We start from the raw sequence: 25410 nt of genomic DNA, 5'->3' as shown, positions 1-25410 counted from the left end.
CCGTCTTCGGGGCGCGCCGGCCGACGGTCGACCCACAGCAGAGGTACCAACTGCAGCTGCACGAAGGGGAAGCCATGACAGCGACGACCGACGGAAGCACCGGAGCGGTGACGCCCCCTGCGCCCTCGGCCACCGAAACAGCCGACACGACCCCCGAGACGGCCGGGACACAAGACGCCGCCAAGCGAGCCATACAACGCTCGACAGACTTCCTGCTCTCCCGGCAGGACGCCCAGGGCTGGTGGAAGGGCGACCTCGACACGAACGTGACGATGGACGCCGAAGACCTCCTCCTGCGCCAGTTCCTCGGCATCCGCGACGAGCAGACCACGCGCGCCGCCGCGCTCTTCATCCGCGGCGAGCAGCGCGACGACGGCACGTGGGCCACCTTCTACGGCGGCCCCGGCGAACTCTCCACCACCATCGAGGCGTACGTCGCGCTGCGCCTCGCCGGTGACGCCCCGGACGCCCCGCACATGGCGAAGGCGTCCGCGTGGGTGCGCGCGCAGGGCGGCATCGCGGCCAGCCGGGTCTTCACCCGCATCTGGCTGGCCCTCTTCGGCTGGTGGAAGTGGGACGACCTGCCCGAACTGCCGCCGGAGCTCATCTACTTCCCGAAGTGGTTCCCGCTCAACATCTACGACTTCGGGTGCTGGGCGCGGCAGACCATCGTGCCCCTCACCATCGTCTCCGCGAAGCGTCCGGTCCGCCCGGCGCCGTTCCCGCTGGACGAGCTGCACACCGACGCGCGCGTACCGAACCCGCCCAAGGCCCCCTCCCCGGTGGCGAGTTGGGACGGAGTCTTCGAGCGCCTCGACAAGGCGCTGCACATGTACCACAAGGTCGCGCCGCGCCGGCTGCGCAAGGCGGCGATGAACAGCGCCGCCCGCTGGATCATCGAGCGGCAGGAGAACGACGGCTGCTGGGGCGGCATCCAGCCCCCGGCGGTCTACTCCGTCATCGCGCTCCACCTGCTCGGCTACGACCTCGAACACCCGGTCCTGAAGAGCGGGTTGGAGTCCCTCGACCGGTTCGCCGTGTGGCGCGAGGACGGGGCGCGGATGATCGAGGCGTGCCAGTCGCCCGTCTGGGACACCTGCCTCGCCACCATCGCGCTCGCCGACGCGGGCCTGCCCGCCGACCACCCGCAGCTGGTGAAGGCCGCGGACTGGATGCTGGGCGAGGAGATCGTCCGGCCCGGTGACTGGGCGGTGCGCAAGCCCCAACTGCCGCCCGGCGGCTGGGCGTTCGAGTTCCACAACGACAACTACCCCGACATCGACGACACCGCGGAGGTCGTCCTCGCGCTGCGGCGGGTCAAGCACCCGGACCCGGAGCGGGTGGAGAACGCCATCGCGCGGGGTGTGCGCTGGAACATCGGCATGCAGTCGAAGAACGGCGCCTGGGGCGCCTTCGACGTCGACAACACCAGCCCGCTCCCCAACAAGCTGCCGTTCTGCGACTTCGGCGAGGTCATCGACCCGCCGTCCGCCGACGTCACCGGGCATGTCGTGGAGATGCTCGCGATCGAGGGCAAGGCCCACGACCCGCGCACCCGGCGCGGCATCGAGTGGCTGCTCGCCGAACAGGAGCCGAGCGGCGCCTGGTTCGGGCGCTGGGGCGTCAACTACGTCTACGGGACGGGGTCGGTGGTGCCCGCCCTGACCGCGGCCGGGCTGCCCGGCTCGCACCGGGCGATCCGGCGGGCCGTGAGCTGGCTGGAGTCGGTGCAGAACGAGGACGGCGGCTGGGGCGAGGACCTGCGCTCCTACCGCGAGGAGAAGTGGATCGGGCACGGCGCTTCGACCGCCTCGCAGACCGCCTGGGCGCTGCTCGCCCTCCTGGCGGCCGGTGAGCAGGAGTCGAAGGCCGTGGAGCGGGGCGTCGCCTGGCTCGCCGAGACGCAGGCCGAGGACGGGTCCTGGGACGAGCCGTACTTCACCGGCACCGGGTTCCCCTGGGACTTCTCCATCAACTACCACCTGTACCGGCAGGTGTTCCCGCTGACCGCTCTGGGCCGGTACGTCAACGGCGAGCCGTTCACGGGCGGCTCCGGCAAGGGGAGCTGATGGCCGGAACCACGGCTGGCTCCGCGCCGCTGCTGATCGCCTGCGCGCTCGGCATCGAGCACCTCGCCCTGCGCACCGGCGACCGCAGCGGTTCGCCGGGGGCCGTGACCGTGCTGCGTACGGGCATGGGGCCCAAGAACGCCGAGCGCTCCGTCATCAAGGCGCTCGGCCGGGACGCCCTGTCCGGCGCGGCCGTCGTGGCCACCGGCTTCTGTGCCGGGCTCGCCCCCGGAATGCACCCCGGCGACCTCGTGGTCGCCGAGGAGACCCGGGACCCGCACGGCCGCACGGCGTGCGAGGGCACCGACCTGCTCGTCAAGGAGCTGGTGCGGGCCGTGCCCGGCCGCACCGTGCACACCGGACCCCTCACCGGATCCGACCACGTCGTGCGCGGCCATGAGCGCGCCGACCTGCTCGCCACGGGCGCGATCGCGGTGGACATGGAGTCCGCCGCGACGCTGCGCAGCGCCGTGCGCGCCGGACACCGCCCCGTTGCGGCCGTCCGGGTGGTCGTGGACGCCCCACAGCACGAACTCGTCCGCATCGGCACGGTGCGCGGTGGAATATCAGCTTTCCGCGTTCTCCGTGCCGTGCTTCCCGCTTTCTTCGAATGGCACCGTTCTTCGCTGCTCCCCCGGAGGTGAGCCAGATGGCTATGCCGCTGCGCCAGTCAGTCAAGGTCGCGACGTATCTCTTTGAACAGAAGCTGCGCAAGCGGGACAAGTTCCCGCTGATCGTCGAGTTGGAGCCGCTTTTCGCGTGCAATCTGAAGTGCGAGGGCTGCGGCAAGATCCAGCACCCGGCTGGAGTCCTCAAGCAGCGCATGCCCGTCGCGCAGGCCGTGGGCGCCGTCCTGGAATCGGGCGCGCCGATGGTCTCCATCGCCGGCGGTGAACCGCTGATGCACCCTCAGATCGATGAGATCGTGCGGCAGTTGGTGGCCAAGAAGAAGTACGTCTTCCTGTGCACCAACGCGATGCTGCTCCGCAAGAAGATGGACAAGTTCAAGCCCTCTCCCTATTTCGCCTTTGCCGTGCACATCGACGGGATGCGGGAGCGGCACGACGAATCCGTCGCGAAGGAGGGCGTGTTCGACGAGGCGGTGGAGGCCATCAAGGAGGCCAAGCGGCGCGGCTTCCGCGTCACCACCAATTCGACGTTCTTCAACACGGACACCCCGCAGACCATCATTGAGGTCCTCAACTTCCTCAATGACGACCTGAAGGTGGACGAGATGATGCTCTCGCCCGCCTATGCCTATGAGAAGGCCCCCGACCAGGACCACTTCCTGGGCGTGGAGCAGACCCGTGAGCTCTTCAAGAAGGCGTTCGCGGGCGGCAACCGGCGCCGCTGGCGGCTCAACCACTCGCCGCTGTTCCTGGACTTCCTCGAGGGCAAGGTCGACTTCCAGTGCACGGCGTGGGCGATCCCGAACTACTCGCTCTTCGGCTGGCAGCGACCCTGCTACCTGATGAGCGACGGATACGTGCCCACGTACCGGGAGCTCATCGAGGAGACCGACTGGAGCAAGTACGGCCGGGGCAAGGACCCGCGGTGCGACAACTGCATGGCGCACTGCGGCTACGAGCCGACCGCCGTCCTCGCCACGATGGGCTCCCTGAAGGAGTCGATCCGCGCGGCCCGCGAGAGCGTCGCCGGGAACCGGTGACGTCATGACCTCTGGAGAACCCGTTTCTCTGGGCCTTCCCGAGCTGCCGGTCCGGCCGATCGCGGAGCGTCGCGTCTCGCGGCGCATCCAGGTCGGGCCGGTGGCCGTGGGCGGCGACGCACCCGTCTCGGTGCAGTCCATGACGACGACGCGCACCTCGGACATCGGGGCCACGCTGCAGCAGATCGCCGAACTGACCGCGTCCGGCTGTCAGATCGTGCGGGTGGCGTGCCCCACCCAGGACGATGCGGACGCCCTGGCGACGATCGCGCGCAAGTCACAGATCCCGGTGATCGCGGACATCCACTTCCAGCCGAAGTACGTCTTCGCGGCGATCGAGGCGGGCTGCGCGGCGGTCCGCGTGAACCCGGGCAACATCAAGCAGTTCGACGACAAGGTGCGGGAGATCGCGCGCGCCGCCAAGGACGCGGGGACTCCGATCCGCATCGGTGTGAACGCCGGGTCGCTGGACGCCCGGCTCCTGAAGAAGTACGGGAAGGCCACCCCCGAGGCGCTGGTGGAATCGGCGCTGTGGGAAGCCTCCCTCTTCGAGGAGCACGACTTCCGCGACATCAAGATCTCGGTGAAGCACAACGACCCCGTGGTGATGGTCAACGCCTACCGGCAGCTCGCCGCGGCCTGCGACTATCCGCTGCATCTCGGGGTGACCGAGGCCGGTCCCGCGTTCCAGGGGACCGTCAAGTCGGCGGTCGCCTTCGGGGCGTTGCTGAGCGAGGGCATCGGGGACACCATCCGGGTCTCGCTGTCGGCGCCGCCCGCCGAGGAGGTCAAGGTCGGCATCCAGATCCTGGAGTCGCTCGGCCTGCGCCAACGCCGTCTGGAGATCGTCTCGTGCCCGTCCTGCGGGCGGGCGCAAGTGGACGTCTACAAACTGGCCGACGAGGTGACCGCGGGGCTCGACGGCATGGAGGTGCCGTTGCGCGTCGCCGTCATGGGGTGTGTGGTGAACGGGCCGGGGGAGGCCCGTGAGGCGGACCTCGGCGTCGCGTCCGGCAACGGCAAGGGCCAGATCTTCGTGAAGGGAGAGGTCATCAAGACCGTCCCGGAGTCGAAGATCGTGGAGACCCTCATCGAAGAGGCGATGAAGATCGCCGCGCAGATGGAGGACGCGGGCATCGCGTCGGGAGCGCCCGACGTCACCGTGAGTTGAGGACAACCAGCTAGGGGGCCCGAGCATGACCATTCTGGAAACCATTCGGGGGCCGCGCGATCTCAAGGCGCTGACCGAGGCGGAGCTCGACGAACTGGCAGAGGAGATCCGGGAGTTCCTGGTCCACGCGGTGGCCAGGACCGGCGGTCATCTCGGGCCCAACCTGGGCGTGGTGGAGCTCTCCATCGCCCTGCACCGGGTCTTCGAGTCGCCCGTTGACCGCATCGTATGGGACACGGGGCACCAGAGTTACGTACACAAGCTGCTGACCGGGCGGCAGGACTTCTCCAAGCTGCGCGGCAAGGGCGGCCTCTCCGGCTATCCCTCGCGCGAGGAGTCCGAGCACGACATCGTCGAGAACAGCCACGCCTCCACCGCGCTCGGCTGGGCCGACGGGCTGGCCAAGGCCCGCCGGGTGCAGGGCGAGCGCGGGCACGTCGTCGCCGTCATCGGGGACGGGGCGCTCACCGGCGGCATGGCCTGGGAGGCGCTCAACAACATCGCGGCCGCCAAGGACGAGCCGCTGATCATCGTCGTCAACGACAACGAACGCTCCTACGCGCCGACCATCGGCGGCCTCGCCAACCACCTCGCCACGCTGCGCACCACCGACAGCTACGAGCGGGTCCTGGCCTGGGGCAAGGATGTCCTCCAGCGCACGCCCGTGGTCGGCCGGACGCTGTACGAGTCGCTGCACGGCGCGAAGAAGGGGTTCAAGGACGCCTTCGCGCCGCAGGGCATGTTCGAGGACCTGGGCCTGAAGTACGTGGGGCCGATCGACGGGCACGACACCGCGGCCGTCGAGTCGGCGCTGCGACGTGCGAAACGCTTCCACGGCCCGGTCCTCGTCCACTGCCTCACCGAGAAGGGGCGCGGCTATGAACCGGCGCTCGCCGACGAGGCCGACCGCTTCCACACCGTCGGCGTCATGGACCCGCTGACCTGCGAACCGCTCGCCCCCTCCAACGGCCCTTCCTGGACCTCGGTGTTCGGCGACGAGATCGTCCGCATCGGGCGGGAGCGCGAGGACGTGGTGGCGCTCACCGCGGCGATGCTGCACCCGGTGGGGCTGACCAAGTTCGCGGAGGAGTTCCCCGAGCGGGTCTGGGACGTCGGGATCGCGGAGCAGCACGCGGCCGTGACCGCGGCCGGGCTCGCGACGGGCGGGCTCCACCCGGTCGTCTCGCTCTACGCCACGTTCCTCAACCGGGCCTTCGACCAGCTCCTCATGGACGTCGCGCTGCACCGCTGCGGCGTCACCTTCGTGCTCGACCGGGCCGGGGTCACCGGGCCCGACGGCGCCTCCCACAACGGCATGTGGGACATGTCGATCCTCCAGGTCGTGCCCGGCATGCGGATCGCCGCGCCGCGCGACGCCGACCAGCTGCGCCTCCAACTCAGGGAGGCGGTCAACGTCGACGACGCGCCGACGATGCTGCGCTTCCCCAAGGAGTCGGTGGGCGCCCCGATCCCGGCGGTCGACCGGATCGGCGGCATGGACGTCCTCCTCCAAGAGCCGGACGCCGACGTGCTGTTGGTGTCCGTCGGCGTGATGGCGCCCGTCTGCCTTCAGGCCGCCGAGCTGCTCGCCGCCCGCGGGCTGCGCTGCACCGTCGTCGATCCGCGCTGGGTCAAGCCGGTCGACGCCGAGCTGCCGGGGCTGGCCGCGCGCCACCGGATCGTCGCCGTCGTCGAGGACAACAGCAAGGAGGCCGGGGTCGGCTCGGCGGTGGCGCTCGCGCTCGGCGAGGCCGATGTGGACGTGCCCGTACGGCGGTTCGGGATCCCCGACCAGTTCCTGGCGCACGCCAAGCGGGGCGAGGTGCTCGCGGACCTCGGGCTCACCCCGGTCGAGATCGCGGGGCGGGTCGGGGCGTCGCTGGCGGCCAAGGCCGAGGCGGCCAGGAACGAGGCGGCCGAGGGCGACGCGGCCAAGGCCGGTCCGGGCCCGGACGGCCCAGTCAAGGAGAACCAGGAATGAGCAAGGAGTTCGACCTCGGCCAGCTGCTCGCCGAGCGCGGTGCCGAGCGCTACGAACTGCACGCGCGGCACCTGAACCACCAGTTGCCCCGCATGCTGCACACCATCGGCTTCGACAAGGTCTACGAGCGGGCGGAGGGCGCCTACTTCTGGGACGCGGAGGGCAACGACTACCTCGACATGCTCGCCGGGTTCGGGGTGATGGGCCTCGGCCGCCACCACCCCGTCGTACGCAAGGCGCTGCACGACGTGCTCGACGCCTCGCTCGCGGATCTGACGCGCTTCGACTGCCAGCCGCTGCCGGGTCTGCTCGCCGAGCAACTGCTGCGCCACAGCCCGCACTTGGACCGGGTGTTCTTCGGCAACAGCGGGACCGAGGCGGTCGAGACGGCGCTGAAGTTCGCCCGGTACGCGACCGGGAAGCCGAGGGTGCTGTACTGCTCGCATGCCTTCCACGGGCTGACCACGGGCTCCCTGTCCGTCAACGGCGAGGACGGCTTCCGGGACGGCTTCGCGCCGCTGCTTCCCGACACCCCGGTGCCGCTCGGCGATCTCGACGCCCTGCGCAAGGAGTTGAAGAAGGGCGACGTCGCCGGCCTGATCCTGGAGCCGATCCAGGGCAAGGGCGTGCACGAGGCGCCGCCCGGATATCTGCGCGCCGCCCAGGAGTTGCTGCACCAGCACAAGGCGCTGCTCATCGCCGACGAGGTGCAGACCGGGCTCGGACGGACCGGGGACTTCTACGCCTACCAGCACGAGGAGGGCGTGGAGCCGGACCTGGTGTGCGTGGCGAAGGCGCTGTCGGGCGGGTACGTGCCCGTGGGCGCGACGCTCGGCAAGGACTGGATCTTCAAGAAGGTCTACTCGTCGATGGACCGGGTCCTGGTGCACTCGGCGAGCTTCGGCTCCAACGCGCAGGCCATGGCGGCGGGGCTCGCGGTCCTCGCGGTGATGGAGGACGAGAAGATCGTGGCGAACGCCCGCACGACGGGCGAGCTCCTCACGTCCCGCCTCACCGAACTCGTCGACCGCTACGAGCTGTTGAGCGACGTGCGCGGGCGCGGCCTCATGGTGGGCATCGAGTTCGGCAGGCCCAAGTCGCTGAAACTGCGCAGCCGTTGGACCATGCTGCAGGCCGCGCGCAAGGGTCTCTTCGCGCAGATGGTCGTCGTACCGCTGCTGCAGAAGCACCGGATCCTCACGCAGGTGTCCGGCGACCACCTGGAAGTGATCAAGCTCATTCCGCCGCTGACCGTGGGCGAGGCGGAGGTGGAGCGCTTCGTGACGGCGTTCACCGCCGTGATGGATGACGCGCACAGTGGTGGCGGGCTCATGTGGGACTTCGGCAAGACGCTGGTGAAGCAGGCCGTCGCCAACCGCTGAGGCCCGCGGGTGCGCACGGGGCGCCCGCTCCCTTTTGCCTCTCGGGCAAGGAATTTGCCCGAGAGGTAAGACTCTGGCTCAATCGGACATATGAGCCCTGCCGAACCGGATCCGCAGCCGGATCCGCAGTTGCCCGCCGTCGCGCCGCAACTGCGTGAGCTGCGGCGTCGCGCCTCCCTGACGCTGGAGGCCGCCGCCCGCACCGTCGGGCTCTCGCCCGCCCACCTCTCCCGGCTGGAGACCGGGCAGCGGCAGCCGTCCCTCCCGATGCTGCTCTCTCTCGCGCGTGCCTACGGTACGACGGTCTCGGAGCTGCTCGGTGAGACGGTCGCCGAACGGGACGCCGTCGTGCGCGCCGACGACATGGAGGCGAGCCACGCGGGGGGCTGGACCTACTGGCAGGCGGGGGCGCCGGGGCGGGGGATGCAGGCGCTGCGGGTGCATGTGCCGAGGGGGAAGCAGGGCGACATCGTGCGCGTCCACCCGGGCGAGGAGTGGCTGTACGTCCTCAAGGGGCGGCTTCGGCTGCGCCTCGGGGACACCGCGCACCTCCTCGCCCCGGGTGACAGCGCGCACTTCGACTCGCTGACTCCGCACCGCATCGCCGCGGCGGACGCGGCCGGTGCCGACCTTCTCTTCGTCCACACACTGCTGCAGAGCCCCGCCACGGCGCTGTGCCTGGGCGGGGCTCCGCAGAGTTCGAGCAACAGGGAGATGCGAGATGAGTGAGACGGCTGAGACGAACCAGACGCCGGAGCCCGTGCCGGGCCGGCCCGCGCGGAACACGATGCAGGAGAAGTTCCCCCGCGGCCTGTGGATACGGCTCATCATTTACGTGGCCGTCGGCCACCTCTTCGCGGCCTTCATCTATCTGCTGTTCACGCTGGGCGCCCAGAACCAGTGAGCTCGGGTGCGCGCTCCGGGGCCGGGGCGTGCACCCGGTCCGGGGCGGAGCGCGGCAGCAGGAGCGCGATGGCCAGGGCCACCGCCATGCCCGCCGCCGTCAGCAGGACCACCAGGAACTCCCCGTCGGCGGTCGCGGCCCGCAGTGCGGCGCCGGACCTGCCCTCCGTACCCGTGTCGGCGAGGGCCGTGAGGACGGCGAGGCCGATGGCGTTGCCGATGTTCATGGTGGTGGAGGCGACGCCGTTGGCGATGCCCTGTTCCTCGGCGGCGGTGCCGGTGGCCGCCGTGATCCACATGCCCGTCCAGACGATGCCCTGGCCGACGCCGGAGACGATCAGGCCGGGGACGAGCGCCAGGTAGCTCGCGTCGCTGTCGAAGCCGAAGGCCAGGGCGACCGTGCCGAGGGCGCCGACGACCAGGCCCGACAGGAGCGTGGTGCGGGTGCCGAGGCGGGCGGTCAGGCGCTCGGCGAGCTGGGTGCCCGCCGCGATGGCGAGCGAGGGCACGAGGAAGGCGAGGCCGGTCTGCAGGGCGCTGAAGCCGTGCACGCTCTGGAGCAGCACGGTCAGGAAGTACGGCAGGGTGCCGAACGTCGCCATGTAGAGGAACGTGATGGCGCTGCCGACGCTCAGGCTGCGGTTGCGCAGCAGCCGGAACGGCATGAGCGGGTCCGCGGTGCGCGACTCGATGACCGTGAACGCGGCGAGCAGGACGGCGGCGGCGACGAGTGCGCCGAGCACCGCGGCTGATCCCCACCCCAGCTCCGGCCCCTCGACCAGGGCGAAGACCAGGAGGGTCGAGCCGCCGGTCGCGGTGAGCGCGCCGGGCAGGTCGAACGTGCGCCGCTCGGTGCGGAGTTCGTCGCGCGGGATGACGAACAGGGCGGCGAGCGCCACGAGTCCGGCCAGCGGGACGTTCACGTAGAAGACGGCGGGCCAGCCGAACGCCTCGGTGAGGACGCCGCCGAGCAGGGCGCCGAGGGTGAGCCCGGTGGCGCCCGCACCGCCCCAGACCGCGAGGGCCCGATTGCGCCGCGGCCCTTCCTCGAACAGCGTGTTGATGAGCGCGAGGGTCGACGGCAGCATCAGGGCGCCGCCGACGCCCTGGACGGCGCGGGCCGCGATGATGGTCGCCGGCGAGGTGGCCAGACCGCCCGCGAGGGACGAGACCGCGTACAGGGACAGGGCCAGGACGAAGATCCGGCGCCGCCCGAAGAGGTCCGAGGCGCGCCCGCCGAGCAGCAGGAAGCCGCCGGCGAGCACGACATAGGCGCTCACCACTAACTGCTGGGTCTGGCCCGGGAATCCGAGGTCGGCGCCGATGTCCGGCAGTGCGACGAAGACGATGTTGAGGTCCAGCGAGAAGGTCATCTGGGCGAGCGCGAGCAGGGTGAGGACCAGGCCGGGGCGGCGGGGTCCTGCGGTGACGGCTGAAGCGGACATGGGGCGGTGGGCCCTTCCTGAAGACGCAGGGAAACACGGGGGGTTGGCCCGCTGTCGGATCGACGGTACGGAAACATACGTACAGTCCGACTGTTTGGCAAGATACGTACAATCAGGCAGCGGAAGGGAGTTGGAGCTGTGGCATCCTTCGACTGTTTGGGTACAGTGGAACTATGTCGTCACGTCATCCCACGCCCGAGCAGATCCGGATCCAGGACGTCCTGACCGCGCTCGGCAATGCCAAGCGCCTCGCGATCGTCCGGGTCCTGGACAGGGGCGGGGAGCACACCTGCGGAAGCCTGATCGGCGATGTGTCGAAGTCGACGATGACCCACCACTGGCGGGTCCTGCGGGACAGCGGCGTCATCTGGCAGCGGCCCTCGGGGCGCGAGAATCTCCTCTCGCTGCGCCGCGAGGACCTCGACCGCCGCTACCCCGGACTGCTCGACTCGGTCCTCGTCGGTGCGCGCACCGACGAGGAGTCCGAGGAGGAGGGGGAGCGCGGAAAGTAGCGGGAAAAGCGGGGCCGGTCAGTCCAGCAGCCGCGCGCGCAGCTGCTCACGGGTCTGCGCCGAGAGGTCAAGGCCCTGGGTGAGGTAGGTCTCCGTGTCGCCCCAGGTGCGCTCGATCTGGTCGAAGGCGGCGGCGAGGTACTCGGCGCGGGCGTCGAAGAGGGGGCTCAGGAGCTCCATGATCTCGGGGGACATCGCCTCGGCCGAGTCGCTGTGGCGGCGCACCTTGTAGCGGCGGTGGGCGGCGTTGGACTCCAGGTAGTCCGCCTCGATGGCGTCGCGCTCGACGCCGACGGCCAGCAGCGTCACGGCTATGGAGAGGCCCGCACGGTCCTTGCCCGCCGCGCAGTGCATCAGGGCGGGGACGCTGTCGTCCGCGAGGGAGTGCAGCACGCGGCTGTGCTCGGCGGTGCGCTCCGTGACGATCGACCGGTAGGAGTCGGTCATCCGGCCCGCGGCCTTGCCGTCGCCGAGGATCGAGCGCAGCTGGTCCGTGTTCCCGTCGCGCACCATCGTCCAGAACTCGGCGCCGTCCGCCGGGTCGCTCAGCGGCAGGTTCACGTTCCGCACGCCGGGCAGCTCGACGTCCGGGCCCTCCAGGCGCTGGTCGGCGGCGTTGCGGAAGTCGAAGATCGTGTGCAGCCCGAGCGAGGACAGGAATGTCGCGTCGGCCTCGGTGGCGTGCGCCAGGTGCCCGCTGCGGAAGAGGCGGCCCGGCGCGACCCGGCGGCCGTCCACCGTCGGCAGCCCGCCCACGTCGCGGAAGTTACGCACTCCGGCCAGCTCGGGCTCGGTCGACGGGACCTGCTGCGTCACGGGGGCTCCTCCTGGTGGGGGTGTCGGCGCTGCTCGCCGGATGACTGCGCCTTCGACCATACGACATAGGTTCCTCGGGCAATCACCTGCTGCGAGGCCGTTGCCCGTGCGGTGGACCCGGCTCGATGATGGGCGGCGCGCAGGCGGCGCAGGGCGACGGAGGGGGTCCCGGTGGTCGAAGGGGTCGAAGCGGCGAAGGACGGGCGTACGTGGGTGCTCTCCGGGCCCCGCAGCAGTTACGCGCTGCACATCACCGACCGCGATGAGCTGGTGCACCTCCACTGGGGTCCGCGCATCGCGCTCGCCGACGCGGAGGAGCTCGCCGCCGCACCCCCGCCCGCCGCGCGCGGCTTCGAGTCGCCGCTCGACGGCCGCGAGGAGTACCCCGTCGAGGGCGGTCCGCGCTTCGTGCGGCCCGCACTCGTGGTGCGCGGCGGGGGAGTGCGGGGGAGCGAGTGGCGGTTCGCGGACTGGGGGGAGCGCCACGGCGAGCTGTGGCTGTACTTCACGGACTCCGTGCACCAGCTGGGGATCACGCTCTCCTACCGCATGCGCGGGGACGTGATCGAGCGCTTCGTGTACATGAAGCACGAAGGGCCCCCGGATTCCCCGGAGTTGGAGCTCCTTCGCGCCGACTCCGCCACCTGGACGCTCCCGGTGCGCGAGGGCTGGCGGCTCTCGCAGCTGCACGGCAGGTGGGCCGCCGAGTCCCGCCTGGTGCGCGCCTCGCTCACGTACGGGGAGAAGGTCATCGGCAGCCGCCGGGGGCACACCAGCCACCAGCACCTGCCCTGGGTCGCGCTCGACGCGGCCGGTCCGGATGGTTCAGAAGGTGCGGGCGAGGAGCACGGTGAGGTCTACGGCTGCGCCCTCGCCTGGTCCGGGTCGTGGCGCATCGCCGTGCAGCAACTCCCGGACGGGGCCGTGCAGATCACCGGCGGCAGCGGCCACGACGACTCCGGGCAGGCGCTGCTGAAGCCGGGCGAATCGATCGTCACGCCCGTGTTCGCGGGGCTGTGGAGCGACGGCGGCTTCGGCGGGGCCAGCCGTGCCTGGCACGCGTACCAGCGCGAGCACGTGATCCCGGACGCCGGGACCCCCCGGCCCGTCCTCTACAACTCCTGGGAGGCGACCGGCTTCGACATCTCCGAGGAGCGGCAGGCGGAGCTCGCCGAGCGGGCCGCGGCCCTCGGCGCGGAGCTCTTCGTGGTGGACGACGGGTGGTTCGGGCAGCGCGTCGACGACCGGGCGGGCCTGGGGGACTGGACCCCCAACCGCGACCGATTCCCGCACGGGCTCCGGCCGCTCGCCGAGCGCGTGCACGCCCTCGGCATGGGCTTCGGCATCTGGGTCGAGCCCGAGATGGTCAACACCGACAGCGAGCTCTATCGCGCCCACCCCGACTGGGTGCAGCACCAAGCAGGCCGCAGGCGCACCGAGTTCAGGAACCAGCTGGTCCTCAACCTCGCCCGGGACGACGTACAGGAGTATCTGTGGCAGCGGCTCCACGCGCTGCTGTCCTCCGCCCCCGTCGACTATGTGAAGTGGGACTTCAACCGCAGCTTCAGCGACGCCGGCTGGCCGGGGGCCGAGTATCCGCAGCACCTGTGGGACGGCCATGTGCACGCCCTGTACGGACTGGTGGACCGGCTGCGGGCCGCACACCCCGGCGTCGCCTTCGAGTCCTGCTCGGGCGGCGGCGGCCGGATCGACCTCGGCATCCTGGCCCGCACCGACCAGGTGTGGACCTCCGACAACACCGACCCGCTGGACCGCCTCGCCATCCAGGACGGCTTCAGCCAGGTGCACCCGGCGCGCGTCATGGCCGCCTGGGTCACCGACAGCCCCAACACCCAGCTCAACGACCGCGTCAGCTCGCTGCGGTTCCGCTTCGTGAGTGCGATGGCGGGCGTGCTGGGCATCGGCGGCGACCTCGCCCGGTGGAGCGAGGAGGAGTGTGCCGAGGCGAAGCGCTGGGTGGATCTCTACAAGGAGATCAGGCCGGTGGTGCAGCTCGGCGACCTCTACCGGCTGCGGCCGCCGGGCGGCGCGGGGCTGAGCGCGGTGAGCTACGTCCACGGGGACGACGTGGTCGTGCTGGCCTGGCTGCCCCGCCAGTCGTACGGGGAACAGGCCCCGCCGCTGCGGCTGCGCGGCCTCGACCCGCGGGCGGCGTACGTCTGTCCGGACACCGGGGCGGTGCACCGGGGCGCGGTGCTGCTCCACCACGGGCTGCGCACGGGGCTGCGGGGGGACCTGGACGCGAGGGTGTTCCGGCTGCGGCGGCAGCGGGAGCGGTAGGCGAGCGGGAGCAGTGGACGAGGGGGATGAGGGGGGCGCGAGGGGGGACGTGACCGGCGACGCGCGCGGGGCGCACCCGCACGTTCCGGGTTATTCCGGCTTGAAGGAAACTTGACGGGTGGCTTATCTCACCCCGCGTCAACCCCTCCCTACGGTGGCGTAAGTCACTTAGAGGAGTGAAGGATGTGACGTTGTGACAGCAGAGTCGACAACCTCCCACCAGGGCGCGGACAGCGCCGCATTCACCTCCTACGCAGCGGTCGGCGACAGCTTCACCGAAGGCGTGGGGGATCCCGGGCCCGACGGGACCTTCGTCGGCTGGGCCGACCGTCTGGCCGTGCTGCTCGACGACCGGGTCCCCGAGCACACCTTCCGGTACGCGAACCTCGCGGTGCGCGGCAAGCTCCTCGACCAGATCGTGGCGGACCAGGTGCCGCAGGCGAAGAAGCTCGCCCCCGACCTGGTGACGTTCTGCGCGGGCGGCAACGACATCATCCGCCCCGGCACCGACCCGGACGAGGTCGCCGAGCGCTTCGAGCGGGCCGTCGCGGACCTCGCCTCGGCGGTCGGCACGGTCATGGTCACCACCGGCTTCGACACCCGGGGCGTGCCGGTCCTCAAGCATCTGCGCGGCAAGATCGCCACGTACAACGGCCATGTGCGCGCGGTGGCCGACCGGTACGGCTGCCCGGTGCTCGACCTGTGGTCCCTCAAGACCGTGCAGGACCGCAGGGCCTGGGACGGCGACCGGCTGCACCTGTCCGCCGAGGGGCACACCCGGGTGGCGCTGCGGGCCGGTCAGGTCCTCGGCCTCGACGTGCCCGCCGACCCGGACCAGCCGTGGCCGCCGCAGCCCCCGCGAAACACCCTGGAGGTGCGCCGCGACGACATCCACTGGGCGCGCGAGTACCTGGTGCCGTGGATCGGGCGACGGCTGCGCGGGGAGTCGTCGGGCGACCACGTGGAGGCGAAGGGCTTCGTCGACCCGACCGCCATCAAGATCCAGCTGGAGTCGGCGACTTGAGCTGAGCCCCGTGCGCTGTGCGTCCTGACGGAGGGTCACCGGTTGTCCGGTGGCCCTCCGTCGGTTCTCGTGCCGGTGTCTCGGGGCCTTTCAGGTGGCTCTGGGCCTTTCGGGGGTACGGGCTGTCGCCGTTCGCTCCCGCGCGATGACCTGCCGCCAGTGCTCGGCCGCCGCGAACGCGTCCTCGTTCGCGTGGTGCAGGAACCGTCCGACGTCGCTGAGCCGGGTCCCCGCGGGCGTGCCCTCGCCGAGGATCGCGGCGCCCTCGCGGGCGACGTCGGCGAGCATCGCGTTGGTGCGTGCGCTGGCCAGCCAGGCGCGGTACCAGACGTCGTCGTCGATCAGGTACCGCTCGGGCCGCCGGCCGCCCTCGCGCTCACGCCGCACCAGCTCCTGGGACTCCAGGTAAGCGATGGACTTGGAGACGGACGCCGGGCTGACCCGCAGTCGGCGCACGAATTCGGCCGAGGTGAGCGCGCCGGTATCGGTCATATACAGGCAAGTGAGAATCCGCGCCGTCATGCGGGACAGCCCTTGCTGGACGAGGAGCGCGGTGAACCGCTCCTCGAACTCCCGCACCGACGCGGCGTCCCGGCCCTGGGCGTCCGGGGTGTCCAGGGCGTCCAAGGCGTCCTGCGATGTGGCCGAGGCGGGCGGTTTGGTGCGGCGGGCGCGGTGTGCGGTGGCCCGCCGCGCCCGCTCGGCCCGGTAGTCACCGGGGCCGCCGTTGCGTGTGACCTCCCGGCTGACGGTCGAGGTCGGGCGCTCCATGCGCCGTGCGATCTCCGCGTACGTGAGTCCCTCGGCCAGGCCCGCGGCGATGTCGCGTCGGTCCTGGTCGGTGAGTCTGCCTCCCGGCATGGGGTTCGCCTCCTGATGTGCTCCGGCCCGGTGGACAGTGTGCGTTCATCTTCAGCTCATTGCAATGGCTGTGGGATCGTTTATGCATTTCCTTTCAGAATCATTGCAACGAAAAACGTCACGACGCCCTGTAACGGCTGGAATTGATGGGTGATTGTTTGACGAGTTTGTAAACGCAACTTAGCGTTTCTTGGGTCCTGAAGACTTCTGACGGAACGGAATCCGAGATGCCCAACTCCCTTCCCGCGGTGGCCGAACTGCCCATGACGCGCCCCGAGGGCCGCCCGTGGGACCCCCCGGAGGAGTTCGCCCGGCTGCGCGCGGAGCAGCCGCTGTGCCGCCTCACCTTTCCCGACGGCCACGTGGGCTGGCTGGCCACGAGCCACGCCCTGGTCCGTGAGGTACTCGCCGACCCGCGGTTCAGCTCGCGCCAGGAGCTGATGCACAGCCCGCTGCCCGGGGCGAACGCGCTGGAGCGGATGCCTCCCGCCGACCCGGGGATGTTCATCCGGGCCGACGGCATCGAGCACTCCCGCTACCGGACGATGCTCACCGGCAAGTTCACGGTCCGCCGCATGCGTCAGCTCACCGACCGGATCGAGCAGTTCGCGTCCGAGCTGCTCGACGCCATGGAGCGGCAGGGCTCGTCGGCCGACCTGGTGACGGCGTTCGCCCGCCCCCTGCCCGCCCTGGTCATCTGCGACCTGCTCGGCGTCCCGTACGCCGACCGGGAGTTCTTCCAGGAGCGCACGGCGACGATCAATGACGCCGACGCCACCCCCGAAGTGATGGAGCAAGCCCTGAACGAGGCCGGGGCCTTCCTCTACGAGCTGGTCAAGGCCAAGCGCGCCGACCCCACCGACGACCTGCTCAGCGACCTCACCAAGGAGGACCTCACCGAACCCGAACTCATCCAGATCGCCCTGCTGTTGCTCGGCGGCGGCCTCGACACCACGACCAACATGATCGGCCTCGGCACCTTCGCGCTCCTCTCCCACCCCGAGCAGCTCGCGGCCCTGCGTGCGGAGCCGGAGCTCATCGACGGGGCCGTGGAGGAGCTGATGCGCTTTCTGACCATCGCCCCCGTCTCGGCGCGGTCGGCCCTCGAGGACATCGAGCTCGGCGGCCGGCAGGTCAAGGCGGGGGAGACGGTCGCGGTCGCGATGCACGCCGCCAACCGCGACCCGGAGAAGTACCCCGACCCCGACACCCTCGACGTGCGCAGGCGGGCCGTCGGACAGCTGGGCTTCGGGCACGGTGTCCACCAGTGCCTCGGTCAGCAGCTCGGCCGCATCGAGATGCAGGTGGGCTTCCGGGGGCTGATTCGCCGGTTCCCGCACCTGCGCCTGGCCGTCCCCGCGGACCAGGTGCGGACGCGCGAGGACTCCTTCATCGGGGTGTACGGCCTCCCGGTCGCCTGGGACGAGGTGTAGCCGATGCGGGTCCGGATCGACCGGGAGCAGTGCCAGGGTGCCGGGATGTGCGCCTTGACCGCGCCCACGGTCTTCGACCAGGACGCCGGGGACGGCCTCGTCCTCGTGCTCGACCCGTCGCCCACGGGGGTGGCGGCGGAGGCGGCGCACGAGGCCGCCGGGCTCTGTCCGGCCGGTGTGATCACGGCCGACGCGTCCGGCGGCGCGCCGGGTCAAGCCGCGTCAGCGGACGGCTAGTTGGTCTGACGGCTCGACGTCGAGCACCGCCTTGCCCGCGACCCTGCGGTCGAGGAGGGCCTGCGCCGCGTCGGCCACCCGCTCCCAGGGGCCCCGCCACGACACCTCCGCCGAGAGCCGCCCGTCTGCCAGGAACCCGAGCAGGGTGGCGAGGTCGGAGCCGACCTCGTGGACGTCGCCGAACGTGGTGATCGTCTTGGGGGTGCCGACGTGGAACAGGGAGTACGGGGCGAACTCGGCCGGTGCGTCGGAGGCCCAGCCGATCACCTGGATGTCGCCGCCCGGGGCCAGCAGGTCCCAGGCGGCGGCGAGCTGCGGTCCGCCCACGTTGTCAAGGACGAGGTCGACGGGCCGGTCGACCCCGTCCAGGCCGACGACCACTTCGTGGGCGCCGAGTTCGGTGAGCCCGGCGGCGCGGGCCCGCGATCCCACCGAGGCGATGACGTGGGCCCCGCCGAGGGCCGCGAGCTGGACCGCGTACCGGCCGACGCCGCCCGCCGCGCCGGTGATCAGCACCCGGCGGCCCAGGACGGAGCGGGTGCGCAGGGTGCGCAGCGCGGTGATCCCGGCCATCGGCACGGCGGCCGCCTCGGCGAGGCCGACCCCGTCCGGGACCTCGGCGACCGCGGTGGTGTCGACGGCCATGCGCTGCGCCCAGGCGCCCGCGCCGAACGCCGCGACCCGGGCGCCGACGGCGGGCCCGGTGCCGTCCGCCGCGGCCCGCACGACCACACCCGCCGCGTCGTACCCGTGCACGGTCCCCGCGGGCCGGCGCGCGGCGAACGCCACCTCGCCCCGGTTCAGCGAGAAGTGCCGTACCGCCAGGACGAGTTGGTGCGGGGCGGGCTCCGGCTCGGGTGCGTCGCCGCGGCGCAGGGCGCAGGGGGCGGCGGGGTCGACGACGAGAGCGTGCATGGGCATGGGTGAGCTCCTCGCGTACGGAAGGTTGAACGGACGGCTGAACGGACGGCTGAACGGACGGCTGAACGGACGGCTGAACGGACGGCTGAACGGACGGCCGACACGGAGGGCAAGGCGGACCGATAGTCCGGTTAGCGTGGCGCTACAGTAACCGGACCAACGGGCCGTTTGGAAGGGGGAGTTGTGGCGAGCGAGCGACGCGGGGAGCGGGCCGACGCGGTGCGGAACCGGGAGTCGGTGCTGCGCGCCACCGAGCAGTTGCTCGCCGAGGGCGGTGGTGACCATGTCTCGCTCGACCGGGTCGCCGCCCTCGCCGGGGTCGGCAAGGGCACCGTGTTCCGGCGCTTCGGGAGCCGTGCCGGGCTGTTGCAGGCGCTCCTCGAAGAGCGCTCGCGGGCGCTGCGCGAAGCGGTCACCGACGGCCCGCCGCCGCTCGGCCCCGGCGCACCCGCGCGCGAGCGGCTCCTCGCCTTCCTCGACGCGCTGTGCGCCATCGCCGAGGGCAACGCCCTGCTTCTGTCCGCCCATGAACGAGCCTGCGCCGAGGACAAGTTCGCCGACCCCAGCTACCGGTTCTGGCACCGCCACCTCGGCGCCCTGCTCGCCGAGGAACGCCCCGGGCTCGACGGGGAGTTCGCGGCCCACGCGCTGCTCGCCCTCTTCGACGGCGACCTCGTGCGGCACGTCGCGACGGCGGACGAGCCGCGGCGGTTCACGCGTTCCGTACGGGAGTGGGCGGGCGCACTCCTGGAGCGCGCCTGAGCGGCACGCTCCAGGAGGCGGGGCCGGGCGTCAGTCCCGCGCGGCCGTGAGGACCCGCAGCGACTCGCGGATCTCCGTGAGCACGGCCGGGTCCTCGATGGTGGCCGGGACCGTGAACTCCCTGCCGTCGGCGATCGCCCGGACCGTGGCGCGCAGGATCTTGCCCGAGCGGGTCTTGGGCAGACGGGCCACCGGGAGCACCCGGCGGGGCGTCGCCACCGCGCCGATGCGCTCGCGCACCAGGGAGCGGAGTTCGGCCTCCACATCGGCGGGCGGCCGGTCCGCGCCCTGCCGCAACACCACCAGACCCAGCGGGAGTTCACCCTTGAGCGGGTCCGCGATGCCCACCACCGCGCACTCCGCGACGTCCGGGTGGTCGGCGAGGGCCTCCTCCATGGCGCCGGTCGAGAGGCGGTGCCCGGCGACGTTGATGACGTCGTCGAGGCGGCCCATCACGAAGACGTGCCCGTCCTCGTCGATCCGGCCGCCGTCGCCGGTGAGGTAGTGGCCGGGGAAGCGCTCCAGGTAGGAGGCGGCGAACCGGGCGTCGTCGCGGTAGAGGGTGGTGAGGGCGCCCGGGGGCAGCGGCAGCTTCAAGGCGAGGGTGCCGTCGGTGCCGGGCGGGCAGGGGCGGCCCTCGTCGTCGAGCGCGCGCAGGTCCCAGCCGGGCATGGGCACCCCCGGTGAGCCGGGGCGGTCCGCAAGGCGCTCGATGCCGAGGGGGTTGGCCACGATCGGCCAGCCCGTCTCGGTCTGCCACCAGTGGTCGACCACCGGGACGTCAAACAGGCCGCGCGCCCAGTGGTAGGTGTCCGGGTCCAGGCGCTCCCCGGCCAGGAACAGGGCGCGCAGCGACGACAGGTCGTGGCGCGCGGCGAGTTCACCCTTGGGGTCCTCCCGCTTGATGGCCCGCAACGCGGTCGGCGCGGTGAACAGGGTGCGCACCCGGTGCTCCTCGACCACCCGCCAGAACGCGCCCGCGTCGGGGGTGCCCACGGGCTTGCCCTCGTACAGGAGCGTGGTGCAGCCCGCGAGGAGCGGCGCGTACACGATGTACGAGTGGCCGACGACCCAGCCCACGTCGGACGCGGCCCAGAACACCTCCCCGGGCCGGGCGTCGTAGATGTGCTCCATGGTCCAGCGCAGCGCCACCGCGTGCCCGCCGTTGTCGCGGACCACGCCCTTGGGGGCGCCGGTCGTGCCGGAGGTGTAGAGGATGTACAGCGGGTCGGTGGCGGCCACCGGCACGCACTCGACGCCCCGCGAGGTGCTCAGCGCGCGCTGCCAGTCGAGGTCGCGGCCGGGCAGCAACTCGGCCTCTTCCTGCGGTCGTTGCAGGATCACACAGGCGTCGGGGCGGTGCTCGGCGAGGTCCAGGGCGCGGTCGAGGAGCGGCTTGTAGGCGATGACGCGGCTGCCCTCGATGCCGCAGGACGCGGAGAGCACCACGGTCGGCCGGGCGTGGTCGATGCGCGCGGCGAGCTCGGGCGCGGCGAAGCCCCCGAACACCACCGAGTGCACGGCGCCGACGCGCGCGCACGCCAGCATCGCCACGACCGCCTCCGGCACCATCGGCAGATAGATCACGACGGTGTCGCCCTTGCCGACGCCGAGCGAGGTGAGCATCCCGGCCGTCCGCGCCACCTCGTCGAGCAGTTCGGCGTACGTGCGGCGGGTGACCGTGCCGGTGACGGGGCTGTCGTGGATGAGCGCCGTCCGGTCGCCGTGCCCGGCCAGGACGTGCCGGTCCAGGGCGTTGTGACAGGTGTTCAGCTCGCCGCCCGCGAACCAGCGGGGCGCGGCGGGCGCGGCCGGGTCCAGGACCTGCCGCGGGGGCTCGTACCAGTCGACGGCCTCGGCGGCGCGGCCCCAGAAGGCGGCCGGGTCGAGGAGGCTCTCGCGGTGGGTGGTCTGGTAGCGGGACAACCGTCACTCCGTTCTCCGTGTCGGCACGAGTACGTCATGGACGGGCCGGTTTGGGAAGACGGCGCGCGAACTCCCGTACGGGGGAGGGCTGTCCATGGCGACCGTCCGCGCACCGCCCCGGCGGACGCCGCATGCACCGCCCCGTGGATCGACCGGTGAGGTGACAGGGCGGAGTGGCGCGGTGGCACGCGCGCGTGCCGGTCGGCGGGCGGTGCTGGGATGACCGCGGACCGCCCCCTCGGAGGGCGGCGGAAACGGAAGGACCCGCTCTCATGCCCGTGCTGCCCCAGCTGCCCGCCCGCCCCGTCAGCGCCCTCGCGCTCGCCCTCGCCGTCACCGCCATCGGCACCCCGGCGCTCGCGGCCCCCGCCACCGCCCCCGCGGCCCCGCTCGCCACGGCGTCCGCCCCGAGGCCCGCGACCGTGACCGTGACCGGCATGGGCGCCGCGAGCGCCGCGCCCGACCTCGCGGTGGTCAGCGCGGGCGTCGAGGTCACCAAGCCCACCGCGAAGCAGGCCCTCGCCGCCCAGAGCTCCGCGGCCGACGCGCTCCTGACCGCCGTCCGCAAGGCGGGCGTCGCCGAGCGGGACGTGCGCACCGAGAGCCTCGCCCTGTCCGCCGTCTACCAGGAGGCCAACGGCCAGTCCAAGCTCACCGGTTACCAGGCCGCGCAGAGCTTCTCCATCAAGGTGCGGGACCTCGCCAGGACCGGCGCGGTGCTGCAGTCCGCCATGGACGCGACCGGCGACGCGGGCCGCATCAGCTCCATCACCTTCGACCTCGCCCACCCGGAGAAGCTGCGTAGCGCCGCCCGCGAGGCCGCGCACGACGACGCCCACGAGAAGGCCCGCCAGTACGCGCGCCTGACCGGCAAGAAGCTCGGCCCCCTCGTCTCCCTCGACGAGACCGACGGCGGCCGCCCCCGCCCGGTGCCGGTCCCCGCGATCGCCTTCGACAAGGAGAGCGTGCCGGTCGCGCCCGGCGAGATCGAGGACCAGGTGACGGTCACGGCGGTGTACGAGCTGCGCTGACCGGCGCGGTCACCGCGCGGGAGCGGCGTTGCGCAGGCGGATGCCGCTGAACTCGAGGGTGCTGCGGGTGACGGCGCCCCAGAACTCCCACAGGTCGGTGACGAACCGCAGCTGTATGCCCGCCGCCGCGTGCAGGCCGAGCAGCCCGGTCACCGGCTCGGGCGGCCCGAGGGGGGTCACGCTCCGCGTGGCCACCGAGGCGTTCGGGGTCGGGGCGCCGAACGGCTCGAACGCGGCGGCGGGCAGCCGGTACGCGTACAGGCGGGCGGTCAGGAACCGCTCGGCCCAGGCGTACTCGACGGCGTGCACCCGCCGCTCGCGGCCCGCGCCCAGGACGGCCCGCCGGTCCTCGTCGGTGCTGGCGGGCCCCACCCAGGCCATGGCGCGCGGGCACTGCCGGGGAAACCAGTACGCGGGGGCCTGCTCGGCGTCGACGGCCCACACATAGGGCTCGGCCTGGCGGGCCGTCGCGGCGACGTGGGGGTGGAACACCGTGATGGCGGGGTCCTCGGAGAAGTGCAGGACTTCATCGGGCGCTGGTCTCATGGGAGTTGATTGTGCGGGGCCGGTGGGGGTACGGGCGTCGCATTTCTGCCGGTCCCGCGACTACGACGTCGAATTCCTGCCGGATCGGGCGCCGTAGCGGTGCTGGAGTGGATGCATGTTACGCACACCCACTCTCGCGCCGGCCGCAGCGTCTCCGAACGGCCGTACCCGTAAAGGCGGTTGGGCCGCGGTCGGCTCCGTGACGCTCGGGATCTTCGTCATCGTCACCGCCGAGATCCTGCCGATCGGGCTGCTCACCTCCATCGGCGGCGACTTCACCGTCTCCGACGGCACGGCCGGGCTCATGATGACCCTGCCGGGGCTGCTCGCTGCGGCCTGCGCACCGCTGCTCACGGCCGCGACGGCCCGGGTCGACCGGCGGCGGATGCTCTGCGGGTTCATGGTCCTGCTCGCCCTCGGCGACCTGCTCGCGGCGGCGCCCGGCTTCTGGCTGGTGCTGGTGTCCCGGGTCGTGGTCGGCGTCGTCATCGGGGGCTTCTGGTCGATCGCGGCCGGACTCGCCGAGCGGTTCGTGCCCGAACGGTCGGTGGGCCGCGCCACCGCGGTGATCTTCTCGGCGGTGCCGCTCGGCTCGGTCCTCGGGGTGCCCGCGGGGACCCTCGTCGGAGACCTCGCGGGCTGGCGAACGGCCTTTGTGGTGCTGGGAGTTCTCACCGTGGCCGTGCTCGGGCTCATGCTGGCCGTCGTGCCGCCGCTGCCGCCCCGGAGCGTCACCCGGCTGCGGGTGCTGCGCGGGCTGGTGCGGGGCGCTCGTACGCGGTACGCGCTGGCGCTCACGTTCCTGCTCGTGCTCGCGCACTTCGGGACGTACACGTACGTGACGCCGTTCCTGGAGCGGGTCACCGGCGTCGGGCCCGGGCGGATCACCGTGTTCCTGCTGGTCTACGGGGTGGCCGGGGTCCTCGGCAACTTCGCCGGGGGCGCGGCCGTGGCGCGGTGGCCACGGGGCACGGCCGCGGCCGCGGCGAGCGGCATCGCGGCGGTGACCCTCGCGCTGCCCGTGGCGGGGCACGCGCAAGCGGGTGCCGTGGCGCTGCTCGTCCTGTGGGGCATCGCCTACGGCGCCGTGCCCGTCGTCTCGCAGCGCTGCTTCGCCGCCGCCGCACCGCGGTCCCCGGAGGCGGCGTCCGTCCTGTTCACCGCAGCCTTCCAGGCGACCTTCTCGCTCGGCGCCCTCGCGGGCGGAGCCGTCCTCGACCGCACCTCGGAGGCGGCCCTCATGACGTACGGCGGGGGTGTGGCCCTGCTCGCGCTCGCGACCGTGGCGGTTCAGGCGAGGGCGGCGGCCAGGAAGGCGAAGGCGGCGACGATGACGGCGACGCGGACGTAGTGCCAGCGGTCCCAGCGGTGCATCTGCTCCTTCCAGTCGGCGGGCCGGTTCTCGGGGGTCCACGCCTTGACCCGGTTGTTGATCGGGACGAGCACCAGGACCGACAGGAGCACGCTGACGATCAGGAGTGCGCCGGCGGTGACGACGAGGGCGGTGCCGTCGTGGTGCCGTCCGGCGACGGCCCAGATCGCGACGAGGACGAGGGAGCCGATGTACCAGAAGGGCATGATGGCGCCGCCCAGGCGGCCGCTGTGGGCGCGGGCGAGTTGGCCGCTGTCCTCGGGCAGGGCTTTGATGATCGGGTTGATGAAGAAGGGGACGGCGAACTCCACCCCCACCATCACGCCGACGACCACGGTGGTGATGACCTCGAGTGCGTTGAGCATGACGACCCCTCCGAATGACTAGCGTTGCTAGCTGATGGGGCAACGCTAGTACTGCTACCGCTCGCTTGTCTAGCGATGCTAGGGTCGAATCATGTCGGTACAGGAACGCAAGCAGCGCGAACGGGCGGAACGCGAGCGCCTCATCGTGGCCACCGCCCGCGAACTCGCCGAGCAGCAGGGCTGGGACGCCGTCACCACCCGCCGTCTCGCCGAGCGCATCGAATACAGCCAGCCCGTCCTCTACAGCCACTTCCGCGGCAAACGGGAGATCATCGGCGCCGTCGCGCTGGAGGGCGCGGCCGAGATGGCCGTGGCGGTCAGGGCCGCGACCTCCGCCGCCGACGGCCCGCGCGAGCGGGTCACCGCCCTGGCCCGCGCCTACCTCGACTTCGCCGCACGCAACCCGGCGGTCTACGACGCCATGTTCCAGCTCGACGGCGGCCTGGCCTTCGCGCAGGAGGACACCCCGGCGCAGCTCAAGGACGGCTTCGCCGCACTCCTGGAGACCCTGGGCGAGGTCGCCGGGGACGACGTCGACCCAGGGCTGTTCACGGAAGTGTTCTGGGCGTGCCTGCACGGCGTCGCCACCCTGACCCGGGAGGGACGGCTGCCGCCCGAGTACGCCGAGCAGAGGGTGACGTTGCTGGTCGACCGGCTCGCCGTGCTCTGACACGCCGTCCGGA

Annotated in this window: 24 protein-coding genes and 1 pseudogene; 17 read left to right on the top strand and 8 right to left on the bottom strand. The window is 71.9% G+C overall.

What is annotated here, in order from left to right; genetic code table 11:
- Positions 1-74 precede the first annotated feature (74 nt).
- From shc to ACFWYM_RS05355, 8 genes are all read left to right on the top strand, one after another.
- The gene (shc, locus tag ACFWYM_RS05390; protein WP_384830280.1) at positions 75-2069 is read left to right on the top strand and encodes a squalene--hopene cyclase; all 1995 of its coding nucleotides are present in this window, start codon (positions 75-77) and stop codon (positions 2067-2069) included.
- On the top strand, positions 2069-2713 hold the full coding sequence (locus ACFWYM_RS05385; RefSeq protein ID WP_384830277.1) for a 1-hydroxy-2-methyl-2-butenyl 4-diphosphate reductase: 645 nt from the start codon (positions 2069-2071) through the stop codon (positions 2711-2713). The genes shc and ACFWYM_RS05385 overlap by 1 nt, the downstream gene beginning before the upstream one ends.
- A gap of 5 nt (positions 2714-2718) precedes the next feature.
- A complete protein-coding gene (gene hpnH / locus ACFWYM_RS05380) occupies positions 2719-3738 on the top strand; it encodes an adenosyl-hopene transferase HpnH (protein ID WP_384830274.1) in 1020 nt (339 codons plus the stop codon).
- Positions 3739-3742: 4 nt separating this feature from the next.
- Positions 3743-4909, top strand: coding sequence for a flavodoxin-dependent (E)-4-hydroxy-3-methylbut-2-enyl-diphosphate synthase (gene ispG, locus ACFWYM_RS05375; protein ID WP_384830271.1), 1167 nt, complete (start codon positions 3743-3745; stop codon positions 4907-4909).
- A 25-nt stretch (positions 4910-4934) separates the two neighbouring features.
- Entirely contained in the window at positions 4935-6890 is a 1956-nt protein-coding gene (dxs, locus tag ACFWYM_RS05370; RefSeq protein WP_384830268.1) for a 1-deoxy-D-xylulose-5-phosphate synthase, read from the top strand.
- Positions 6887-8272 carry an aspartate aminotransferase family protein gene (locus tag ACFWYM_RS05365; RefSeq protein ID WP_384830266.1) on the top strand — a complete coding sequence of 462 codons (1386 nt, stop codon included), beginning with the start codon at positions 6887-6889 and terminating at the stop codon, positions 8270-8272. The genes dxs and ACFWYM_RS05365 overlap by 4 nt, the downstream gene beginning before the upstream one ends.
- Before the next feature lie 90 nt (positions 8273-8362).
- A complete protein-coding gene (locus ACFWYM_RS05360; RefSeq protein ID WP_384830263.1) occupies positions 8363-9001 on the top strand; it encodes a helix-turn-helix domain-containing protein in 639 nt (212 codons plus the stop codon).
- A gap of 58 nt (positions 9002-9059) precedes the next feature.
- Positions 9060-9176: a DUF6126 family protein gene (locus tag ACFWYM_RS05355; protein ID WP_384830816.1), complete on the top strand. Its 117-nt coding sequence runs from the start codon at positions 9060-9062 to the stop codon at positions 9174-9176.
- Here ACFWYM_RS05355 and ACFWYM_RS05350 read toward each other — a convergent pair.
- Positions 9151-10620, bottom strand: a complete 1470-nt coding sequence (locus ACFWYM_RS05350) for an MFS transporter (RefSeq protein ID WP_384830260.1) — start codon at positions 10618-10620, stop codon at positions 9151-9153. The two genes, ACFWYM_RS05355 and ACFWYM_RS05350, sit on opposite strands and share 26 nt — an antisense overlap.
- 173 nt (positions 10621-10793) lie before the next feature.
- On the opposite strand from ACFWYM_RS05350, the gene ACFWYM_RS05345 reads away from it, so the two are divergent.
- Positions 10794-11132 carry an ArsR/SmtB family transcription factor gene (locus ACFWYM_RS05345; protein ID WP_384830257.1) on the top strand — a complete coding sequence of 113 codons (339 nt, stop codon included), beginning with the start codon at positions 10794-10796 and terminating at the stop codon, positions 11130-11132.
- An 18-nt stretch (positions 11133-11150) separates the two neighbouring features.
- On the opposite strand, the gene ACFWYM_RS05340 is transcribed toward ACFWYM_RS05345, so the two are convergent.
- Positions 11151-11948 carry a tyrosine-protein phosphatase gene (locus ACFWYM_RS05340; RefSeq protein WP_384830254.1) on the bottom strand — a complete coding sequence of 266 codons (798 nt, stop codon included), beginning with the start codon at positions 11946-11948 and terminating at the stop codon, positions 11151-11153.
- 171 nt (positions 11949-12119) lie between these two features.
- Here ACFWYM_RS05340 and ACFWYM_RS05335 point away from each other — a divergent pair, with 171 nt between their 5' ends.
- Both ACFWYM_RS05335 and ACFWYM_RS05330 read left to right on the top strand, forming a co-directional pair.
- Positions 12120-14249: an alpha-galactosidase gene (locus tag ACFWYM_RS05335; protein ID WP_384830252.1), complete on the top strand. Its 2130-nt coding sequence runs from the start codon at positions 12120-12122 to the stop codon at positions 14247-14249.
- Between the two features lie 193 nt (positions 14250-14442).
- Positions 14443-15273, top strand: a complete 831-nt coding sequence (locus ACFWYM_RS05330; RefSeq protein WP_384830249.1) for an SGNH/GDSL hydrolase family protein — start codon at positions 14443-14445, stop codon at positions 15271-15273.
- Positions 15274-15363: 90 nt separating this feature from the next.
- Here the strand turns inward: ACFWYM_RS05330 and ACFWYM_RS05325 are convergent, their stop codons facing one another.
- Entirely contained in the window at positions 15364-16134 is a 771-nt protein-coding gene (locus tag ACFWYM_RS05325; RefSeq protein ID WP_384830247.1) for a MarR family transcriptional regulator, read from the bottom strand.
- 227 nt (positions 16135-16361) lie between these two features.
- Here ACFWYM_RS05325 and ACFWYM_RS05320 point away from each other — a divergent pair, with 227 nt between their 5' ends.
- Together ACFWYM_RS05320 and ACFWYM_RS05315 are read left to right on the top strand one after the other, a co-directional pair.
- A complete protein-coding gene (locus ACFWYM_RS05320) occupies positions 16362-17567 on the top strand; it encodes a cytochrome P450 (protein WP_384830244.1) in 1206 nt (401 codons plus the stop codon).
- 3 nt (positions 17568-17570) lie between these two features.
- Positions 17571-17804 (top strand): ferredoxin, encoded by a 234-nt coding sequence (locus ACFWYM_RS05315; protein ID WP_384830241.1) that lies wholly within the window; start codon positions 17571-17573, stop codon positions 17802-17804.
- Here ACFWYM_RS05315 and ACFWYM_RS05310 read toward each other — a convergent pair.
- Together ACFWYM_RS05310 and ACFWYM_RS05305 are read right to left on the bottom strand one after the other, a co-directional pair.
- On the bottom strand, positions 17790-18719 hold the full coding sequence (locus tag ACFWYM_RS05310; RefSeq protein ID WP_384830813.1) for a zinc-binding dehydrogenase: 930 nt from the start codon (positions 18717-18719) through the stop codon (positions 17790-17792). The two genes, ACFWYM_RS05315 and ACFWYM_RS05310, sit on opposite strands and share 15 nt — an antisense overlap.
- Before the next feature lie 37 nt (positions 18720-18756).
- Positions 18757-18849: pseudogene (locus tag ACFWYM_RS05305) on the bottom strand (PT domain-containing protein); the annotation flags it as partial.
- Between the two features lie 59 nt (positions 18850-18908).
- Here ACFWYM_RS05305 and ACFWYM_RS05300 point away from each other — a divergent pair.
- On the top strand, positions 18909-19487 hold the full coding sequence (locus tag ACFWYM_RS05300) for a TetR/AcrR family transcriptional regulator (protein WP_384830238.1): 579 nt from the start codon (positions 18909-18911) through the stop codon (positions 19485-19487).
- A gap of 30 nt (positions 19488-19517) precedes the next feature.
- On the opposite strand, the gene ACFWYM_RS05295 is transcribed toward ACFWYM_RS05300, so the two are convergent.
- Positions 19518-21413 (bottom strand): propionyl-CoA synthetase, encoded by a 1896-nt coding sequence (locus tag ACFWYM_RS05295; RefSeq protein WP_384830235.1) that lies wholly within the window; start codon positions 21411-21413, stop codon positions 19518-19520.
- A 272-nt stretch (positions 21414-21685) separates the two neighbouring features.
- On the opposite strand from ACFWYM_RS05295, the gene ACFWYM_RS05290 reads away from it, so the two are divergent.
- On the top strand, positions 21686-22444 hold the full coding sequence (locus ACFWYM_RS05290; RefSeq protein ID WP_384830232.1) for an SIMPL domain-containing protein: 759 nt from the start codon (positions 21686-21688) through the stop codon (positions 22442-22444).
- A 9-nt stretch (positions 22445-22453) separates the two neighbouring features.
- Here ACFWYM_RS05290 and ACFWYM_RS05285 read toward each other — a convergent pair whose 3' ends face one another.
- The gene (locus tag ACFWYM_RS05285; protein WP_384830228.1) at positions 22454-22990 is read right to left on the bottom strand and encodes a DUF6886 family protein; all 537 of its coding nucleotides are present in this window, start codon (positions 22988-22990) and stop codon (positions 22454-22456) included.
- A gap of 115 nt (positions 22991-23105) precedes the next feature.
- Here ACFWYM_RS05285 and ACFWYM_RS05280 point away from each other — a divergent pair, with 115 nt between their 5' ends.
- Complete coding sequence (locus tag ACFWYM_RS05280; RefSeq protein WP_384830226.1) at positions 23106-24341, top strand: MFS transporter; 1236 nt, start codon at positions 23106-23108, stop codon at positions 24339-24341.
- Here the strand turns inward: ACFWYM_RS05280 and ACFWYM_RS05275 are convergent.
- Positions 24281-24727, bottom strand: a complete 447-nt coding sequence (locus tag ACFWYM_RS05275; protein ID WP_384830223.1) for an anthrone oxygenase family protein — start codon at positions 24725-24727, stop codon at positions 24281-24283. The genes ACFWYM_RS05280 and ACFWYM_RS05275 overlap by 61 nt on opposite strands.
- Before the next feature lie 91 nt (positions 24728-24818).
- Here ACFWYM_RS05275 and ACFWYM_RS05270 point away from each other — a divergent pair, with 91 nt between their 5' ends.
- On the top strand, positions 24819-25397 hold the full coding sequence (locus ACFWYM_RS05270) for a TetR/AcrR family transcriptional regulator (protein WP_384830220.1): 579 nt from the start codon (positions 24819-24821) through the stop codon (positions 25395-25397).
- Positions 25398-25410 lie beyond the last annotated feature (13 nt).

It is taken from the genome of Streptomyces sp. NPDC059009, assembly GCF_042740175.1.
Classification (GTDB): Bacteria; Actinomycetota; Actinomycetes; order Streptomycetales; family Streptomycetaceae; genus Streptomyces.
Note: the sequence above shows the minus strand (reverse complement) of the source record. Positions and strands in the feature narration are given on the sequence as shown.

Bases quoted from the DNA above. Each gene is read 5' to 3' on its own strand.
- ACFWYM_RS05345 (WP_384830257.1), top strand. From the start codon at position 10,794: ATGTCGTCACGTCATCCCACGCCCGAGCAGATCCGGATCCAGGACGTC.
- ACFWYM_RS05315 (WP_384830241.1), top strand. From the start codon at position 17,571: ATGCGGGTCCGGATCGACCGGGAGCAGTGCCAGGGTGCCGGGATGTGC.
- ACFWYM_RS05290 (WP_384830232.1), top strand. From the start codon at position 21,686: ATGCCCGTGCTGCCCCAGCTGCCCGCCCGCCCCGTCAGCGCCCTCGCG.
- ACFWYM_RS05310 (WP_384830813.1), bottom strand. From the start codon at position 18,719: ATGCACGCTCTCGTCGTCGACCCCGCCGCCCCCTGCGCCCTGCGCCGC.
- shc (WP_384830280.1), top strand. From the start codon at position 75: ATGACAGCGACGACCGACGGAAGCACCGGAGCGGTGACGCCCCCTGCG.
- ACFWYM_RS05275 (WP_384830223.1), bottom strand. From the start codon at position 24,727: ATGCTCAACGCACTCGAGGTCATCACCACCGTGGTCGTCGGCGTGATG.
- ACFWYM_RS05360 (WP_384830263.1), top strand. From the start codon at position 8,363: ATGAGCCCTGCCGAACCGGATCCGCAGCCGGATCCGCAGTTGCCCGCC.
- ACFWYM_RS05350 (WP_384830260.1), bottom strand. From the start codon at position 10,620: ATGTCCGCTTCAGCCGTCACCGCAGGACCCCGCCGCCCCGGCCTGGTC.
- dxs (WP_384830268.1), top strand. From the start codon at position 4,935: ATGACCATTCTGGAAACCATTCGGGGGCCGCGCGATCTCAAGGCGCTG.
- ACFWYM_RS05385 (WP_384830277.1), top strand. From the start codon at position 2,069: ATGGCCGGAACCACGGCTGGCTCCGCGCCGCTGCTGATCGCCTGCGCG.
- ACFWYM_RS05280 (WP_384830226.1), top strand. From the start codon at position 23,106: ATGTTACGCACACCCACTCTCGCGCCGGCCGCAGCGTCTCCGAACGGC.
- ACFWYM_RS05355 (WP_384830816.1), top strand. From the start codon at position 9,060: ATGCAGGAGAAGTTCCCCCGCGGCCTGTGGATACGGCTCATCATTTAC.
- ACFWYM_RS05270 (WP_384830220.1), top strand. From the start codon at position 24,819: ATGTCGGTACAGGAACGCAAGCAGCGCGAACGGGCGGAACGCGAGCGC.
- ACFWYM_RS05365 (WP_384830266.1), top strand. From the start codon at position 6,887: ATGAGCAAGGAGTTCGACCTCGGCCAGCTGCTCGCCGAGCGCGGTGCC.
- ACFWYM_RS05325 (WP_384830247.1), bottom strand. From the start codon at position 16,134: ATGCCGGGAGGCAGACTCACCGACCAGGACCGACGCGACATCGCCGCG.
- ACFWYM_RS05320 (WP_384830244.1), top strand. From the start codon at position 16,362: ATGCCCAACTCCCTTCCCGCGGTGGCCGAACTGCCCATGACGCGCCCC.
- hpnH (WP_384830274.1), top strand. From the start codon at position 2,719: ATGGCTATGCCGCTGCGCCAGTCAGTCAAGGTCGCGACGTATCTCTTT.
- ACFWYM_RS05285 (WP_384830228.1), bottom strand. From the start codon at position 22,990: ATGAGACCAGCGCCCGATGAAGTCCTGCACTTCTCCGAGGACCCCGCC.
- ispG (WP_384830271.1), top strand. From the start codon at position 3,743: ATGACCTCTGGAGAACCCGTTTCTCTGGGCCTTCCCGAGCTGCCGGTC.